Origin of the sequence: Streptomyces sp. JW3 (assembly GCF_052216785.1) — a bacterium.
In the GTDB taxonomy this organism is placed as follows: domain Bacteria; phylum Actinomycetota; class Actinomycetes; order Streptomycetales; family Streptomycetaceae; genus Streptomyces.
Map to the genome: position 1 here is coordinate 51,986 of NZ_JBQOUX010000025.1, position 16,192 is coordinate 68,177.

15 protein-coding genes and 1 pseudogene are annotated in these 16,192 nt (G+C 71.6%); 7 read left to right on the forward strand and 9 right to left on the reverse strand.

The genetic code is table 11. From position 1 onward, the window contains the following. A pseudogene (locus tag ACTT8P_RS13415) lies at positions 1-591 on the reverse strand (hypothetical protein); the annotation flags it as partial. 246 nt (positions 592-837) lie between these two features. On the opposite strand from ACTT8P_RS13415, the gene folP reads away from it, so the two are divergent. The 5 genes from folP to ACTT8P_RS13440 all read left to right on the forward strand — a co-directional run bounded on the left by folP (position 838) and on the right by ACTT8P_RS13440 (position 4,047). After that, positions 838-1,722: a dihydropteroate synthase gene (gene folP / locus ACTT8P_RS13420; protein ID WP_442831842.1), complete on the forward strand. Its 885-nt coding sequence runs from the start codon at positions 838-840 to the stop codon at positions 1,720-1,722. Then, positions 1,719-2,222 carry a nuclear transport factor 2 family protein gene (locus ACTT8P_RS13425; RefSeq protein WP_442831843.1) on the forward strand — a complete coding sequence of 168 codons (504 nt, stop codon included), beginning with the start codon at positions 1,719-1,721 and terminating at the stop codon, positions 2,220-2,222. Before folP ends, ACTT8P_RS13425 begins: the two co-directional genes overlap by 4 nt. A gap of 307 nt (positions 2,223-2,529) precedes the next feature. After that, entirely contained in the window at positions 2,530-2,889 is a 360-nt protein-coding gene (gene folB, locus ACTT8P_RS13430; RefSeq protein ID WP_442831844.1) for a dihydroneopterin aldolase, read from the forward strand. Next, positions 2,886-3,497 carry a 2-amino-4-hydroxy-6-hydroxymethyldihydropteridine diphosphokinase gene (folK, locus tag ACTT8P_RS13435; RefSeq protein ID WP_442831845.1) on the forward strand — a complete coding sequence of 204 codons (612 nt, stop codon included), beginning with the start codon at positions 2,886-2,888 and terminating at the stop codon, positions 3,495-3,497. Before folB ends, folK begins: the two co-directional genes overlap by 4 nt. 61 nt (positions 3,498-3,558) lie before the next feature. Then, on the forward strand, positions 3,559-4,047 hold the full coding sequence (locus ACTT8P_RS13440; protein ID WP_442831846.1) for a DUF3180 domain-containing protein: 489 nt from the start codon (positions 3,559-3,561) through the stop codon (positions 4,045-4,047). 16 nt (positions 4,048-4,063) lie between these two features. Here the strand turns inward: ACTT8P_RS13440 and folE are convergent, their stop codons facing one another. The 6 genes from folE to dacB all read right to left on the reverse strand — a co-directional run bounded on the left by folE (position 4,064) and on the right by dacB (position 11,900). After that, positions 4,064-4,669: a GTP cyclohydrolase I FolE gene (gene folE, locus ACTT8P_RS13445; protein WP_442831847.1), complete on the reverse strand. Its 606-nt coding sequence runs from the start codon at positions 4,667-4,669 to the stop codon at positions 4,064-4,066. Positions 4,670-4,792: 123 nt separating this feature from the next. Further along, positions 4,793-6,835 carry an ATP-dependent zinc metalloprotease FtsH gene (gene ftsH / locus ACTT8P_RS13450; protein ID WP_442831869.1) on the reverse strand — a complete coding sequence of 681 codons (2,043 nt, stop codon included), beginning with the start codon at positions 6,833-6,835 and terminating at the stop codon, positions 4,793-4,795. 174 nt (positions 6,836-7,009) lie between these two features. Continuing rightward, on the reverse strand, positions 7,010-7,570 hold the full coding sequence (gene hpt, locus ACTT8P_RS13455; RefSeq protein ID WP_215170151.1) for a hypoxanthine phosphoribosyltransferase: 561 nt from the start codon (positions 7,568-7,570) through the stop codon (positions 7,010-7,012). A 75-nt stretch (positions 7,571-7,645) separates the two neighbouring features. Then, the gene (gene tilS / locus ACTT8P_RS13460; RefSeq protein WP_442831848.1) at positions 7,646-8,827 is read right to left on the reverse strand and encodes a tRNA lysidine(34) synthetase TilS; all 1,182 of its coding nucleotides are present in this window, start codon (positions 8,825-8,827) and stop codon (positions 7,646-7,648) included. A 192-nt stretch (positions 8,828-9,019) separates the two neighbouring features. Beyond that, positions 9,020-10,150 (reverse strand): zinc-dependent metalloprotease, encoded by a 1,131-nt coding sequence (locus tag ACTT8P_RS13465; protein WP_442831849.1) that lies wholly within the window; start codon positions 10,148-10,150, stop codon positions 9,020-9,022. Positions 10,151-10,238: 88 nt separating this feature from the next. Continuing rightward, the gene (dacB, locus tag ACTT8P_RS13470) at positions 10,239-11,900 is read right to left on the reverse strand and encodes a D-alanyl-D-alanine carboxypeptidase/D-alanyl-D-alanine endopeptidase (protein ID WP_442831850.1); all 1,662 of its coding nucleotides are present in this window, start codon (positions 11,898-11,900) and stop codon (positions 10,239-10,241) included. Between the two features lie 79 nt (positions 11,901-11,979). On the opposite strand from dacB, the gene ACTT8P_RS13475 reads away from it, so the two are divergent. Next, positions 11,980-12,471, forward strand: coding sequence for an inorganic diphosphatase (locus ACTT8P_RS13475; protein ID WP_189422007.1), 492 nt, complete (start codon positions 11,980-11,982; stop codon positions 12,469-12,471). A 116-nt stretch (positions 12,472-12,587) separates the two neighbouring features. Further along, complete coding sequence (locus ACTT8P_RS13480) at positions 12,588-14,258, forward strand: threonine/serine exporter family protein (RefSeq protein ID WP_442831851.1); 1,671 nt, start codon at positions 12,588-12,590, stop codon at positions 14,256-14,258. Positions 14,259-14,277: 19 nt separating this feature from the next. On the opposite strand, the gene ACTT8P_RS13485 is transcribed toward ACTT8P_RS13480, so the two are convergent. Together ACTT8P_RS13485 and ACTT8P_RS13490 are read right to left on the reverse strand one after the other, a co-directional pair. Further along, on the reverse strand, positions 14,278-15,222 hold the full coding sequence (locus ACTT8P_RS13485) for a DedA family protein (RefSeq protein WP_442831852.1): 945 nt from the start codon (positions 15,220-15,222) through the stop codon (positions 14,278-14,280). Between the two features lie 144 nt (positions 15,223-15,366). After that, the gene (locus ACTT8P_RS13490) at positions 15,367-16,137 is read right to left on the reverse strand and encodes a MerR family transcriptional regulator (RefSeq protein WP_442831853.1); all 771 of its coding nucleotides are present in this window, start codon (positions 16,135-16,137) and stop codon (positions 15,367-15,369) included. Positions 16,138-16,192: the final 55 nt, after the last annotated feature.

A 16,192-nucleotide genomic window follows, 5' to 3' on the forward strand; every position in this document is an offset into this window, starting at 1 on the left:
CGCCTTCGGGTCGCCCTCCCGTTCCGGGTTCCCCGCCGACCCCGACCCCGATTCCGCCCCCGATTCCGACCCCGGCTTCGACTCCCGCACCGCGTCCGGCGCCGTCCGTGCCGCCGGCAGGGCGGGCGCCCCGGGCGCCGCCTCCAGTTCCAGGCGCCGGCGGCTTTCCAGCACGCTGGCCCGCTCGGTCTCCGCCGTGGCGTACCGGCGCAGCAGCGCGGCGTGCTCATTGCGCAGTCCCGCGAGTTCCGCGCGCTTGGCGCGCAGCCGCTGCTCCAGCTTGCCGCGCAGTTCGCGCGACTCCTCCAGATCGGATTCCAGTTCCGCGACGCGTTCCTCGAAACGCCACTCGTCGCTCGCCCGCGCGCGCGTGAGGTCGGCGACCTGACGGCCCGCCTGCGCGTCCCAGTGCCGCATGACGACCGCGCCGAGCACCGCGGTCACCGCCGCGGCCGCGGCCAGCGCGCGCAGCACCAGCGTTTCGCTGAACACCCAGGGGCCCACGGCGCAGACGACGGAGACGCCTGCGATCGCCGACGGGGGAAGCAGCCTGTGCAAGGGCGGGGAATGGCGGTGACGTCCACGTGGCATGGCCAGAAACTTACCGCGCGTAGGCGATTCTTGACGCCTCGACCCCGCAAAAAGACAGCCGTCCCGTAACTGTTCACAGGGCATCAGGAAACAACACCCGGACAAGGCGCCATTTGATCAAGATCATTTATCGCTGATCGCTTCTTCATTAACGGCACGGAAAGGCAGGTCGGCCCGATTCCGCGCCCCCTCGGCGTCCCCGGCCCGCGGCGGAGGACAGCCGCCCCCTGGGCCTACGCTGAACACATGAGCAAGCAGACCGGCCGCCGCCACGTGGCGGGACTGACCGCATGGGACCGCTGCGCGGTCATGGGGGTCGTCAACGTGACCCCCGACTCCTTCTCCGACGGCGGCCGCTTCTTCGACACGACGGCCGCCATCAAGCACGGCCTCGACCTGGTCGCCCAGGGCGCGGACCTGATCGATGTCGGCGGCGAGTCGACCCGGCCCGGCGCCACCCGGGTCGACGAGGCCGAGGAGCTCAAGCGCGTCGTCCCCGTGGTCCGGGGCCTGGCCTCCGAGGGGGTCACGATCTCCGTCGACACCATGCGCGCCAGCGTCGCCGAACGGTCCCTCGCGGCCGGCGCCGCCCTGGTCAACGACGTCTCCGGCGGCCTCGCCGACGACCGGATGATCCCGGTCGTCGCGGACGCCGGCGCCCCCTTCGTGGTCATGCACTGGCGCGGCCTGCTGGCCGGCGGCAACGTCCGCGGCAGCTACGCCGACGTCGTCACCGAGGTCGCCGACGAGCTGCACGCGCGCGTGCGGGCGGTGCTGGCGGGCGGCATCGCCCCGGACCGCGTCATCGTCGACCCCGGCCTCGGCTTCTCCAAGGACGCCGAGCACGACCTGGTCCTGCTGGCCCACCTGGACCGGATCCTGGACCTGGGCCACCCCCTCCTGGTCGCCGCCTCCCGCAAGCGGTTCCTCGGCCGGGTGCTGGCCGGACCGGGCGGCCCGGTGCCGCCCGCGCGGGAGCGCGACGCCGCCACCGCCGCCGTGTCGGCGCTCGCCGCCCGGGCCGGCGCCTGGGCGGTACGGGTGCACGAGGTCCGCGCCACCGCCGACGCCGTACGCGTCGCCCGCGCCGTCGAACAGGCCGCCGGCCATGACCCGGAAGGAGCCAGGTGAGCGCCCCGCACCTCGATGTGGAGCAGGTCGAGGCGGCCAACACCGCCTTCTACGAGGCACTGGAGGAAGGCGCCTTCGAACGACTGGGCGAACTCTGGCTCGCCCCGTCCGACGTCGGCGTCGACGAGACCTACCACGACCCGGCCGACACCGGCGTGATCTCCTGCGTGCACCCCGGCTGGCCGGTCCTCACCGGCCGCGGCGAGGTACTGCGGTCGTACGCGCTGATCATGGCGAACACCGACTACATCCAGTTCTTCCTCACCGACACGCACGTCTCCGTCACCGGCGACACCGCCGTGGTCACCTGCACGGAGAACATCCTCAGCGGCGGCCCCGCCCCCGAGGAGGGCGACGAACTGGGCCCGCTGGTCGGACAGCTCGTGGTCGCCACGAACGTGTTCCGCCGCACCCCCGCCGGCTGGAAACTCTGGTCCCACCACGGCTCCCCCGTCCTCGCGGAAACCGACGAGGACGACGAGGAGGAGACTCCCTCCTGACTCCCTCCTGACTCCCTCCTGACTCCCTCGTGACCTCCTCCTCCGGACACTCTCCCGAACGAGGCCGGCCGGTCCCGGCCGGGGAAAGTGGTTGGAATCACCGACCGACGGGTAGGGACGGCTACCACCCGGTGAGCCACCGGCTCCGCCCGGGAGAACGCACGGTGAAACCTCCCGGCGCGCGCCGGGCCGGTGGCCCCCGCGGCCCGGGGCTGTCAGTGCTCACGGGTAGATTCGGCGGTGGCTGAAGCGCCGTCCGCACCCGGCGGGGGGACCGGCCGAGACCTACGACGGCAGGAGTGATCGCGTGGATCGTGTCGCGCTGCGCGGCCTGAAGGCCCGCGGGCACCACGGTGTCTTCCCCAAGGAACGCGAGGAGGGCCAGACCTTCCTCGTGGACATCGTCCTGGGCCTGGACACCCGGCCGGCCGCGGCCGACGACGACCTGACCAAGACCGTGCACTACGGCATCGTGGCCGAGGAGGTCGTCGCCGTCGTCGAGGGCGAGCCCGTCAACCTCGTCGAGACGCTGGCGGAGCGCATCGCCCAGGTCTGCCTCAAGCACGAAGGCGTCCAGCAGGTCGAGGTGTGCGTACACAAACCGGACGCCCCGATCACGGTCCCCTTCGACGACGTGACCGTCACCATCACCCGGAGCCGTGTATGAGCGCCCCCTTCCTCAAGGGCCCCAGCGACCCGACCGTCCAGCCGGTGCCCGCCTCGGTCGTCGACCAGGTCGACGCCGCCGACACCACGCTGTCCAACCCCAGGCGCGCGGTGATCGCCCTCGGCGCCAATCTCGGCAACCGGCTGGAGACCCTCCAGGGCGCCATCGACGCGCTGGAGGACACCCCGGGCGTCCGCGTCAAGGGCGTCTCCCCCGTCTACGAGACGGAGCCGTGGGGCGTCGACCCGGGCTCCCAGCCCGCGTACTTCAACGCGGTCGTGGTGCTGAAGACCACCCTCCCCCCGTCCTCCCTGCTGGAGCGCGCGCACGCCGTGGAGGAGGCCTTCCACCGGGTCCGGGAGGAGCGCTGGGGCCCGCGCACCCTGGACGTCGACATCGTCGCGTACGCCGACGTGGTCTCCGACGACCCGCAGCTCACCCTGCCTCACCCCCGCGCCCATGAACGCGCCTTCGTCCTCGCCCCCTGGCACGACGTGGACCCCGACGCGGCCCTGCCCGGCCGTGGCCCGGTCGCCGACCTGCTGGGCGCTGTCGGCCGCGAGGGCGTGTCCCCCCGCGCCGACCTGGAACTCCGGCTGCCCGAGTAGTCGTTAAGGTCGACACGGAGGTCATTTCAGGACCACGTGCGGGATTCGGCGAAGGGACACCGTGAAAGAGCTGCGCATCCGGGTGCTGGCCGGCGTCTTCGTCGTGGCCGGAATCCTCTGCTGGGCGGGCGCCCGCCTGTGGAACTCGGTCGGGACGCTGCCCAGCGTCCCGCTGGCCGCCCCGATCGTGCTGGCCCTGATCGCCGTGGTCCTGCTGGCCACGGCCCTCTCCCTGCGCGCCCGCCTCAAGGCCCAGCGCGACCGGGTCCCCGGCGCCAAGGGCGTCGATCCCCTGATGGCGGCCCGCGCGGTCGTCTTCGGCCAGGCCAGCGCCTTGGTCGCCGCCCTGGTCGCCGGAGTGTACGGCGGCACCGGCGTCTTCCTGCTGGAGCAGCTCGACATCCCCGCCCGCCGCGACCAGTCCTACTACGCGGGCTTCGCCGTCCTGGCCGCCATCGGCGTGATAGCGGCAGCCATCTTCCTGGAACGCGTCTGCAAACTCCCGGAGGACGAGGACGACGACCACCCGGGCGCGGCCTCGGCGGCCTGAGCCCGACCGAGCGCCGTCAGCGGGCCATTATGAGGCTCATCGCCTCGGCCCGGGTCGCCGCGTCCCGCAGCTGACCGCGCACCGCCGAGGTCAGTGTCTTGGCACCGGGCTTGCGGATGCCGCGCATCGACATGCACATGTGCTCGCACTCCACCACCACGATCACCCCGCGCGGCTCCAGTATCGCCATCAGGGAGTCCGCGATCTGCGTAGTGAGTCGTTCCTGCACCTGCGGGCGGCGCGCGTAGACGTCCACCAGCCGGGCGAGCTTGGACAGGCCGGTGATCTTGCCGCTGGTGGCCGGGATGTAACCGACGTGCGCGACGCCCCGGAACGGGACCAGATGATGTTCACAGGTCGAGTAGATCTCGATGTCCTTCACGAGCACCATCTCGTCGTGCCCGAGGTCGAACGTCGTCGTCAGGACATCCTCCGGCTGCTGCCACAGCCCGGCGAATATCTCCTTGTACGCCCGCGCCACCCGCGCCGGCGTCTCCCTCAGCCCCTCGCGGTCCGGGTCCTCGCCGACCGCGATCAGCAGTTCGCGTACGGCGTTCTCGGCGCGCTTCTCGTCGAACTCGCCGATGGAACCCTCGCCGTCCAGCGTCACGGGGTCGGTCATGTGGTGCCTCGTTCCTGTCACTGTCCTGCTTGTCGCCCTAGGGCATGACACTGCCGCGCCCCCCAGGCTAGAACCTGGGGGGCGCGGCAGGCATTCCTGGCCTGGTGGGGCCGGTGGGAGAGGTCAGTTCTCCGGCCGGTCCTCCGGGGCCCGCTCCGGAGCCGGCGCGGGGGCCGGGTCCGGGGTGGTGCTCTTGGCGGTGATCGACGCCGTGGTGCCGTTGGCCCCGTTCGTCAGCGCCAGTTCCTTGGGGGAGAGCACCGGCGGACGGGTGGACGGCGTACGGCGCGAGGAGCCGGTCCAGGCGGGCCTGGCCGGGCGCTTGACGATCTGCGCGAAGACCTCGGCGATCTCGTCCTTGCCCAGCGTCTCCTTCTCCAGGAGGGCCAGGACCAGGTTGTCGAGGACGTCGCGGTTCTCGACCAGGATCTCCCACGCCTCGTTGTGCGCGGTCTCGATGAGCTTCTTGACCTCTTCGTCGACCAGCGCGGCGACCTCTTCCGAGTAGTCGCGCTGGTGAGACATCTCACGCCCGAGGAACGGCTCGGTGTTGTCGCCACCGAACTTGATCGCGCCGAGCCGCTCGGTCATGCCGTACTGGGTGACCATCGCCCGAGCCAGGCCGGTGGCCTTCTCGATGTCGTTGGCCGCGCCGGTGGTCGGGTCGTGGAAGACCAGTTCCTCGGCCGCCCGGCCGCCCAGCATGTAGGCGAGCTGGTCCAGCATCTCGTTGCGGGTGGTGGAGTACTTGTCCTCGTCCGGGAGCACCATCGTGTAGCCCAGGGCGCGGCCCCGGGACAGGATGGTGATCTTGTGGACCGGGTCGGAGTTCGGTGAGGCCGCCGCGACCAGGGCGTGTCCGCCCTCGTGGTACGCGGTGATCTTCTTCTCCTTGTCGGACATGATCCGGGTCCGCTTCTGCGGGCCCGCCACCACGCGGTCGATCGCCTCGTCCAGCATGTGGTTGTCGATCAGCTTGCGGTCACTGCGGGCCGTGAGCAGCGCGGCCTCGTTCAGCACGTTGGCCAGATCGGCACCGGTCATGCCGGGGGTGCGGCGGGCGACGGCCGACAGGTCGACGTCCGGGGCGACCGGCTTGCCCTTCTGGTGCACCTTGAGGATCTCGAGCCGGCCCTGCATGTCCGGACGGTCGACGGCGATCTGCCGGTCGAAGCGGCCGGGCCGCAGCAGCGCCGGGTCGAGAATGTCGGGCCGGTTCGTCGCGGCGATGAGGATCACGCCGCCCTTGACGTCGAAGCCGTCCATCTCGACGAGCAGCTGGTTCAGGGTCTGCTCGCGCTCGTCGTGGCCGCCGCCGAGGCCGGCCCCGCGGTGCCGGCCGACCGCGTCGATCTCGTCGACGAAGACGATCGCCGGCGCGTTCGCCTTGGCCTGCTCGAACAGGTCACGGACCCGGGAGGCACCGACACCGACGAACATCTCGACGAAGTCGGAACCGGAGATCGAGTAGAACGGGACGCCCGCCTCGCCCGCGACGGCCCGCGCGAGCAGCGTCTTGCCGGTGCCGGGCGGCCCGTAGAGCAGGACGCCCTTGGGGATCTTGGCGCCGACGGCCTGGAACTTGGCCGGTTCCTGGAGGAACTCCTTGATCTCGTGGAGCTCCTCGACGGCCTCGTCGGACCCGGCGACGTCGGAGAACGTCGTCTTGGGGGTGTCCTTGGTGATGAGCTTGGCCTTGGACTTCCCGAAGTTCATCACTCGGGAGCCGCCGCCCTGCATCTGATTCATCAGGAACAGGAAGACGACCACGATGAGAACGAACGGCAGCAGGGAGAGCAGGATCCCGAGGAACGGGTTCTGCTTGGACGGCGAGACCGTGTAGCCGTCCGGGATCTGCTTGTCCTGGTACTTGTTCTGCAGCGTGTTGGCGATGTCCACGCCCTGATCGCCGATGTAGCTCGCCTGGATCTTCGAGCTGCCTTCGACCTTTTCGCCGTCCTTGAGCTGGACCTTGACGGTCTGCTCGTCGCCGGTGGTGAGTTTGGCCGATTCGACCTTGTTCTGATTGATCGCCTGGACGACCTGGCCTGTGTCCACCGTCTTGTAGCCGCCGGACGAGCCGACGACCTGCATCAACACGACCACGGCAAGGACGGCCAGCACGATCCACATGACCGGCCCACGGAAGTATCGCTTCACGTCCATCCACACGGAGCGGTGCCGCCCCGTCCCTCCTGCCATAGTGAGTTTGATAAGACAGTTCTTCTGACGGTACCCCAGCTTGGTGGCCCGCAGCCGCACGGGATGGCTGGCATCCCCGTCTGCATGCTCCAACGGTGCGAGGGCCGCCGGGGTTCCCGCCCGTCCCGCACAGGTGTGTCAGCCGCCGTAGACGTGGGGCGCGAGCGTGCCGACGAACGGGAGGTTCCGGTACTTCTCGGCGTAGTCGAGGCCGTAGCCGACGACGAACTCGTTGGGGATGTCGAAGCCGACCCACTCCACGTCGATGGCGACCTTGGCGGCGTCGGGCTTGCGCAGCAGCGTGCACACCTTCAGGGAGGCGGGCTCGCGCGAGCCGAGGTTGGACAGCAGCCAGGACAGCGTCAGGCCGGAGTCGATGATGTCCTCGACGATCAGGACGTGCTTGCCCTTGATGTCGGTGTCGAGGTCCTTGAGGATGCGCACTACCCCGGAGGACTGGGTGCCCGCGCCGTAGGAGGACACGGCCATCCAGTCCATGGTGACCGGGGTGGACAGCGCCCGGGCGAGGTCGGCCATGACCATCACCGCGCCCTTGAGGACTCCGACGATGAGCAGGTCCTTGCCCGCGTACTCAGCGTCGATCTTCGCGGCCAGCTCGGCCAGCTTCGCGTCGATCTCTTCCTTGGTGATGAGTACCCGCTGAAGGTCGGCACCCATGTCGTTCGCGTCCACCCGCATCACTTTCGTCGTCCCGCATGTACGGCCTCCGGCTGCCCGGTCCGGCCGCCGGAGTCTGGCTCCGGGCGGTCGTGCTCAGCCTTGCCGAATCACCAGTCTGCCACCCTGCCGACGGGCGACGACCTTGCCGGGCAGGTTGATGGCCCCCTGGCCGCGCCAGCCGGTGATCAGCTTGTCGATTTCCTCGACGTGCCGGGCGAACAGCGAACCGGCCGGGGCGCCCGCCTCGATGGCGGCCCGGCGCAGGATGCGGCGGCGCACGGCGGGCGGCAGGGCGTAGAGCTTGCCGCACTCCAGCAGCCCCGCCGCGTCCCGGACCTCGGGCTCGGCCCGCCGGGCCCAGCCGTCGAGGGCGTCGGCGTCGTCGCGGGAGAGCTGGGCGGTGCGGGCCAGCGCCTCGACGACGCCCTTGCCGAGCGCCTTCTCCAGGGCGGGCAGGCCCTCGTGGCGCAGCCGGGAGCGGGTGTAGGCCGGGTCGGTGTTGTGCGGGTCGTCCCAGACCGGCAGGGACTGGGCCATGCAGGCCCGGCGGGCGGTCTGCCGGTCGAGCTGGAGGAACGGGCGCCGGTAACGGCCGCCGGCCCCCGAGACCGCGGCCATGCCGGACAGAGAGCGGATACCGGAGCCGCGGGCGAGGCCCAGCAGGACCGTCTCGGCCTGGTCGTCGCGGGTGTGACCGAGCAGGACGGCGGTGGCGCCGTGCCGCTCGGCGGCGGCGTCCAGGGCGTCGTAGCGGGCGTCGCGGGCCGCCGCCTCGGGGCCGCCGCCGCGGCCGACGGTGACGGCGGCGGACTCGACCGGGTCGAGGCCGAGCGCGCGCAGCCGCAGCACCACCTCCGCGGCCCGCAGGTCGGAGCCGGCCTGGAGGCCGTGGTCGACGGTGACGCCGCCGGCCCGGATGCCGAGCCGGGGTGCCTCGAAGGCGAGGGCGGAGGCGAGCGCCATGGAGTCGGCGCCGCCGGAGCACGCCACCAGCACGAGCGGGGAGGCCGCCGCCGGGCGCTCGGGTGCGGTGGAGCGGTGGGGTGCGGAGGGAGGCGGGGGCGAGCTCGCGTGCACGGACAGGCGCGGCAGCGCGGCGCCGACGACGGCCGTGCGCTCACCAGGGACGGCCGTGCGCTCGCCGGGGTGTCCGGTCTCGCCGGGGTGACCGGTCGCTCGGAGCTGTCCGGTCGCGGTGTGGTGTTCGGTGAGGATGTCGTGGAGGACGCGGCGGACCGCCAGGCGTATCGCCGCGACCGCAGGATGGGGACCCATGTCCGGTGCCCTTCATGAAGTTTTCTTGGGGGGGTGCCCGTAGTCGGTCACGCAGAGTGTGTAGATGGTGACAGAAACGGGCCGTTACCCGAGCATCGCACGCCTGCCGGAGCCCGACGGTCCCTCGGACGGGTGATTGAAGGGGCGTTCATCTGCCGCCGGCGGGCCCCTTCGCACGCCCCTGAGCCCCGCTCACGACTCGGACTTGCGGTGCACCCGTGCGATCCAGTCCGCCGGTTTGGCGATCTCCGTCTTGGTGGGCAGGGTGTTGGGCGAGGTCCACACCCGGTTGAAGCCGTCCATCCCGACCTCGTCGACGACGGCCCGCACGAAGCGTTCGCCGTCCCGGTACTGGCGCAGCTTGGCGTCCAGGCCGAGCAGCTTGCGCAGCGCGAGGTCGAGCCGGGAGGCGCCCTTGGCGCGGCGCTGCTGGAACTTCTCGCGGATCTCCCCGACGGTCGGCACCACCTCCGGTCCGACGCCGTCCATGACGAAGTCGGCGTGCCCCTCCAGCAGGGACATCACGGCGGTGAGCCGGCCGAGGATCTCCCGCTGGGCCGGGGTCTGCACCAGTTCGACGAGCGACCGGCCGCCGTCGTCCTCCTCGCCCTCGGGACGTCCGCCGGCCAGCGTCTGGGCGGCCTCGCGGACCCGTTCGAGGACGGTCATGGGGTCGACGTCGGTCTCCCCCAGGAACGACTGGACCTCGCCCTCCAGGTGGTCCCGCAGCCAGGGCACCGCCGTGAACTGCGTGCGGTGCGTCTCCTCGTGCAGGCACACCCACAGCCGGAAGTCGTGCGGGTCGACGTCCAGTTCGCGCTCGACGTGGACGATGTTGGGGGCGACCAGCAGCAGCCGGCCGCCGCCGCTGCCGGCCGGCAGGTCGCGGGTGGCCGGGGCGAAGGTCTCGTACTGGCCGAGGACCCGGGAGGACATGAACGACAGCAGCATGCCCAGTTCCACGCCGGTGACCTTGCCGCCGACGGCGCCGAGGACGGCACCACCCGGGGAGGCGCCGCGGCGCTGCTCCATCTTGTCCAGCAGGGGTTTGAGCAGTTCCCGGAAGCCCGCGACGTTGGCCCGCACCCAGCCGGGGCGGTCGACGACGAGGACGGGGGTGTCGGCGCCCTCCTCGGAGGCCATCCGGGTGAACCCGCGGACGTGCTCCTCGGACGCCTTGGCGTGCCGGCGGAGTTCCGCGACGACGGCCCGGGCCTCGTCGCGGCTCACCTCGGGGCCCGGCCTCACCAGGCGGGTCGCGGTCGCCACCGCGAGATTCCAGTCGACCATCCCGGAAGATGCGGCACCACCGATGCTCGTCATGCGTCAACCGTACGTGAGCCCCGCCGTCGGGGGCAGGCCGTGCGCGGCGCCGGTGGCACGGGCCCGGGGCCGCCGCGCCCCGCGCGGGCTACCGGCAGCCGCAGTCCGCCAGCGCCGTCGCCAGCCGGTCCAGGGCCGACTGGGCGGCCTGGGCGTCGGTGGTGCCGTCGGCCAGGAAGGCGAAGCCAAGGACCCGGCCGTCCTGGGTGACGACCGTGCCGGCCAGGGTGTTGACGCCGGTCAGGGTGCCCGTCTTGGCCCGTACCAGGCCGGCGGCGTCGGCCGTGCCGGCCGTGTCGTCGTGGGTGCCGATGTCGTCGGCGTCGTCGGTGTAGCGGCTGCTGAGCGTCCCGGTGAAGCCGGCCACGGGCAGGCCGGTGAGGACGGTGCGCAGTTCCGGGCGGTCCGGGTCGGCGGCGGTGGTCAGCAGGCCGGTGAGCAGGCCGGCGGTGAGCCGGTCGGCGCGGTCCAGTCCGCTGCCGTCGTGGAAGTCGGCGCCCTTGACGGACAGGCCGAGCTGCCCCAGGCGGGCGGTGATCGCGGCGGCGCCGCCCTCGAAGTCGGCCTTCTTGCCGCTCGCCAGGGCGGTGTGCCGGGCCAGCGCCTCGGCCAGGTCGTTGTCGCTGTTGGTCAGCATCCGCTCGACCAGGGCCGACAGCGGCGGCGAGGAGACGGTGGCGAGGGTGTCGGCGCGGCCGGTCGCCTTGGACGGGCCGGGGGCCGACGCCTTGATGCCCCGCTGCTCCAGCAGCTTCGCGAAGGTGCGGGCGGCGGCCGCCGCCGGGTCGCTCTCGCGGGCGGCGGGGCCGCTGGTGGAGTCGTCGGTGCGGGCCTCGTCGGCCATCAGGGCGGTGACGGTGGCGAGGTTGTCGTTGACCCCGATCGGGTGCGCCCCGGATCCGGCGTAGAGCGTGGTGTCGTAGGAGAGCGTCACCTCGCGCACGTCCTGTTTCTTCAGCGCGCGGGCCGTCTTCGTGGCGAGGGTGCGCAGGCTGGCCAGACCGTTCGGGTCCGCGCGGGCGGTGAGGGTGGGGTCGCCGCCGCCGACCAGGACGAGTTCGCCGGTGTCGGGTTCCAGGGCGGTGCGGGTGGTGAGGCGGTGGTCGGGGCCGAGGGCGGTGAGGGCGGCCACCGCGGTGGCGATCTTGGTGGTGGAGGCGGGGGTGAAGGCGGCACCGGTGCCGGTGCCGTACAGCCGCTTGCCGGTGGTCAGGTCGACGACGGAGGCGGCGTGCCGGGCGCCGAGCGCGGAGTCCTTCAGCAGCGGGCTCAGTACGTCCGTCAGGGCCGTGCCCCCGGTGGTCCGCCCGGTGCCGGTGGTGGCGCCGAGGCCGGCCAGGACGGAGCCGGCGCTCGGCGCGGGCCGGGGCGGGCCGGCCGCCGTACCGGAGTCCGCGCCGGGGTCCGCGCCGGAACCGGTGCCGTGATCTGCGCCACCCGTGTGCTCCTGTGCGACGGCCCGGTCGTGCTCGGCCGTACGCTGACCCGTGGAGTCCCAGGGGCCCGCGGCGGTCACCACACCGGCGGCCAGCGCCAGTCCGGCGGTGGCGGCACCCGCGGTGTACCGCCAGGTCCCCGGTGCCGTGACCCCGGCGAGCCGGGGTGCCGCGGCCCGGGCCAGCCGCGCGACCCGCGGCGCGGCCGACCGCGCGGCGCGTGCGGACCGCAGTACCGCAGGTCGTACGGCGTCCACGGCCCGCGCGATCCGCGGTCCGGCGGACCGCCACGGTCTCAGTCCCACCACGACCACCAGCCCCTTTCGCGATCACGCACCTGCGTGAGGGACACTTAACCACCAGAACTATGTGCTGATCATGGAGGAGCGTCCGGTGGAGTTCGACGTCACGATCGAGATCCCGAAGGGTTCGCGGAACAAGTACGAGGTGGACCACGAGACCGGTCGTATCCGCCTGGACCGCCGACTGTTCACCTCGACCGCCTACCCGACCGACTACGGCTTCGTCGAGAACACCCTCGGCGAGGACGGCGACCCGCTGGACGCCCTGGTCATCCTGGACGAGCCGACCTTCCCGGGCTGCCTCATCACCTGCCGCGCGATCGGCATGTTCCGGATGACGGACGAGGCCGGCGGCGACGACAAGCTGCTGTGCGTGCCGTCGACCGACCCCCGGGTGGAGCACCTGCGCGACATCCACCACGTGTCGGAGTTCGACCGCCTGGAGATCCAGCACTTCTTCGAGGTCTACAAGGACCTGGAGCCCGGCAAGTCCGTCGAGGGCGCCAACTGGGTGGGCCGCACGGACGCCGAGGCGGAGATCGAGCGCTCCTACAAGCGGTTCAAGGAGCAGGGCGGCCACTGAGCCTGCTGATGCCCCACGAGGGTGACGGGCCGTACGCGGACGCGTGCGGCCCGTTCGTGTTTGTGTGCGCATACTGAGGGCTACTGGAGGTTGTGGTTGTAGGGAGCTATGTGCAAGTGACGGACGCGGAGGACCGGAAGCCGCAGTCGGACGAGGCCAGGAGTGCCTTCCGACCGCCCAGCGGGGTCGCGGCACCGGCCGACGGGGAGTCGTCGACGACGTCGGAGTTCGCGCTGCCCGAGGGGCTGGCGGTGCCGAAGGCCGGTCCGAGCGAGTCCGAGGTGACCTCGGAGTTCGCGCTGCCCGAGGGGCTGGACGCGCCGCAGGCGACGCCCGCGGAGTCGTACAGCGTGAGCGCCTTCACCCCGCCGAGCGGTATGCCTGCGGTGAACCTCACCAAGGATCTGCCCTGGCAGGACCGGATGCGCACGATGCTGCGGATGCCGGTGGCCGAGCGGCCCGCGCCGGAGTCGCCGCAGCGGCACGACGACGAGACCGGGCCGGCCGTGCCGCGGGTGCTCGACCTCACGCTGCGCATCGGCGAGCTGCTGCTCGCGGGCGGTGAGGGCGCCGAGGACGTGGAGGCCGCGATGTTCGCGGTCTGCCGCTCCTACGGCCTGGACCGCTGCGAGCCGAACGTCACCTTCACGCTGCTGTCCATCTCGCACCAGCCGTCCCTGGTGGAGGACCCGGTGACGGCGTCGCGGACGGTACGCCGCCGGGGCACCGACTACACCCGGCTGGCGGCCGTGTTCCACCTGGTGGACGACCTCAGCGACCCGGAGACGCAGATCTCCCTGGAGGAGGCGTACCGGCGGCTGGCGGAGATGCGCCGCAACCGGCACCCGTATCCGACCTGGGTGCTGACCTCGGCCAGCGGGCTGCTGGCCGGCGCGGCCTCGCTGCTGGTCGGCGGTGACCTGATCGTCTTCGTCGCGGCGCTGCTGGGCGCGATGCTCGGCGACCGGCTGGCCTGGTACTGCGCCGGGCGCGGGCTGCCGGAGTTCTACCAGTTCGCGGTGGCCGCGATGCCGCCGGCCGCGATCGGGATCACGCTGACCCTGACCCATGTGGAGGTGAAGGCGTCGGCGGTCATCACCGGTGGGCTGTTCGCGCTGCTGCCGGGGCGGGCGCTGGTCGCCGGGGTGCAGGACGGGCTGACCGGCTTTTACATCACCGCGGCGGCCCGGCTGCTGGAGGTCCTGTACTTCTTCGTCAGCATCGTCGCCGGGGTGCTGGTGGTGCTGTACTTCGGCGTCCAGCTCGGCGCCAAGCTCAACCCGGACGCGGCACTGGGCACCGGCGACGACCCGGTGGTGCAGATCATCGCCTCGATGCTGCTGTCGCTGGCCTTCGCCATCCTGCTCCAGCAGGAACGATCCACCGTGCTGGCGGTGACCCTCAACGGGGGCGTGGCCTGGTGCGTGTACGGGGCGATGCACTACGCGGGCGAGATCTCGCCGGTCGCCTCCACGGCCGCGGCGGCGGGTCTGGTGGGGCTGTTCGGGCAGCTGATGTCCCGCTACCGGTTCGCGTCCGCGCTGCCGTACACGACGGCGGCGATCGGACCGCTGCTGCCGGGTTCGGCGACGTACTTCGGGCTGCTGGCGATCGCGCAGAGCGAGGTGGACCGGGGACTGGTGTCGCTGTCCAAGGCGGTCGCGCTGGCGATGGCGATCGCCATCGGGGTGAACCTGGGGTCGGAGATCTCGCGGCTGTTCCTGAAGGTGCCGGGGGCCGCGAGTGCGGCGGGGCGGCGGGCGGCCAAGCGGACGCGGGGCTTCTGACGCCCCGCGGTTCCTGGTCCTAGTAGCCCTGGTTGTTGTACGGGTTGGGGTTGCCGTACGGCTGTTCCTGCTGGCCGTGGCCCTGCGGGTACTGCTGCTGGGGGTACTGCTGGGCGTACGGCTGCTGCGGGTACGGCTGCTGCGGGTAGGGCTGGCGCTGCTGGTTGCCGTACTGCTGGTTGCCGTACTGCTGCTGCGGGGGCTGGTGCTGGTCGGTGGGGTCGATGCGGCGGAGTTGGGTGGTGGCGTCGTCCATGGCGGGCGGCTCGTAGGAGGTCTGCGCCTGCGAGGGGTACTGGGAGTTCTGGGGGCTCTGGGGGCTCTGGGGGCTCTGGGGGTTCTTCTTGTTCTTGGCGCGGGCGCGCAGGAACTCGATCGCGATCGGGACGACCGAGATCAGGACGATCAGGATGAGGATCGCCTCGATGTTCTCCTTGACGAAGTCGATGCCGCCCAGCCAGGAGCCCAGCAGGGTGACGCCCGCGCCCCACAGGACGCCGCCGATCACGTTGAAGGTCAGAAACGAGCGGTACTTCATGCCGCTGACGCCGGCGACGATCGGCGTGAAGGTGCGCACGATGGGCACGAAGCGGGCCAGGACCAGGGACTTCGGGCCGTACTTCTCGAAGAAGTCGTGCGCCTTGACGACGTTCTCCTGCTTGAACAGGCGGGAGTCGGGCCGCTTGAACAGGGATGGGCCGACCTTCTTGCCGAACATGTAGCCGGCCTGGTCGCCCAGGATCGCGGCCAGGCAGATCAGCGCGATCGCCGCCCACAGGGGGAAGTCGAGCTGGTTCGACGTGATGAGCAGGCCGGTGGTGAACAGCAGCGAGTCGCCCGGCAGGAAGAAGCCGATGAGCAGGCCCGACTCGGCGAAGACGATGAGGAGCAGGCCCCAGATGCCGAACGTGTCGAGGAGGTAGTTCGGATCCAGCCAGCTCGGGCCGAGGGCAAGCGTCGTCACGGTTCCGGGCTCCTGTGGGGTGGAAGGGTGAGGCGTTGGGACACGCCGCGCACAAAGCTATCAACGCCTTGTGCCCGCCCCAGGTTCCACCGGTGGGACCAGGATGAACTGTGACCGCCCTCGGGCCGGGCTGTGAACCGCGGGTCAGCCCGCGCGGCGGTCCGCGTTGGCCGTGATCGCGTCCCTCAGGTGCTCGGCGAGGCATGGGCGCATCGCGTCGTAGAACGCCTTGAAGCGCTCGTCCGCCACGTACGTCTCGGCGAGGCAGCGGTGCATGTCGTAGGGGCAGTCGTAGTACCAGGTGCCGATGTGCTGCCGGTGTTCCTCCGCCATGGACATGGCGGCCTCGCCGGCCGGGGGCTCACCGGCCGCCATCAGCGCGGCGTAGCGCTCGCTCCAGTCGGCCACCTCGGCCTGGAGCCGTTTCCAGTCCTCCTTGGTGTAGCGCGCGGCCCGGCGCCGCGACTCCGCGTACGCCTCGGTGCCGCCCCAGCGGGCCGCCGCCTCGTCGGCGTACTGCTCCGGGTCCTTGTCCCCGAAGACCTCGAACCGTTCCTCGGGAGTGAGATCGATGCCCATTCTGCGTGCCTCCATGGCCTGCTCCACGGCCGCCGCCATCTCGCGCAGCTTCTCGATCCGGGCGGTCAGCAGCTCGTGCTGCCGGCGCAGGTACGCGCGCGGGTCTGCTTTCCCGGTGGCCAGATCGTCGAGCAGGGCGGCGACCTCGTCGAGCGGGAAGCCGAGCTCCCGGTAGAACAGGATGCGCTGCAACCGGTCGAGGTCGGCGTCGCTGTAGCGCCGGTGCCCCGCGCGGGTGCGCTCGCCGGGTGCGAGCAGGCCGATGTCGTCGTAGTGGTGCAGGGTGCGCACCGTCACTCCGGCGAAGCCGGCCACCTGTCCCACGGAGTAGTTCAACTCCCGCTCCCTTCTCCCGACGCCGGCCACGCTGCCGCCTCACGCGACGTGAGGT

Excerpts from the sequence above, each read along its gene's own strand:
- folE (WP_442831847.1), bottom strand. The coding sequence starts at position 4,669 with ATGACCGACCCCGTGACGCTGGACGGCGAGGGTTCCATCGGCGAGTTC.
- ftsH (WP_442831869.1), bottom strand. The coding sequence starts at position 6,835 with ATGGACGTGAAGCGATACTTCCGTGGGCCGGTCATGTGGATCGTGCTG.
- folK (WP_442831845.1), top strand. The coding sequence starts at position 2,886 with ATGAGCGCCCCCTTCCTCAAGGGCCCCAGCGACCCGACCGTCCAGCCG.
- tilS (WP_442831848.1), bottom strand. The coding sequence starts at position 8,827 with ATGGGTCCCCATCCTGCGGTCGCGGCGATACGCCTGGCGGTCCGCCGC.
- hpt (WP_215170151.1), bottom strand. The coding sequence starts at position 7,570 with ATGCGGGTGGACGCGAACGACATGGGTGCCGACCTTCAGCGGGTACTC.
- folP (WP_442831842.1), top strand. The coding sequence starts at position 838 with ATGAGCAAGCAGACCGGCCGCCGCCACGTGGCGGGACTGACCGCATGG.
- ACTT8P_RS13465 (WP_442831849.1), bottom strand. The coding sequence starts at position 10,150 with ATGACGAGCATCGGTGGTGCCGCATCTTCCGGGATGGTCGACTGGAAT.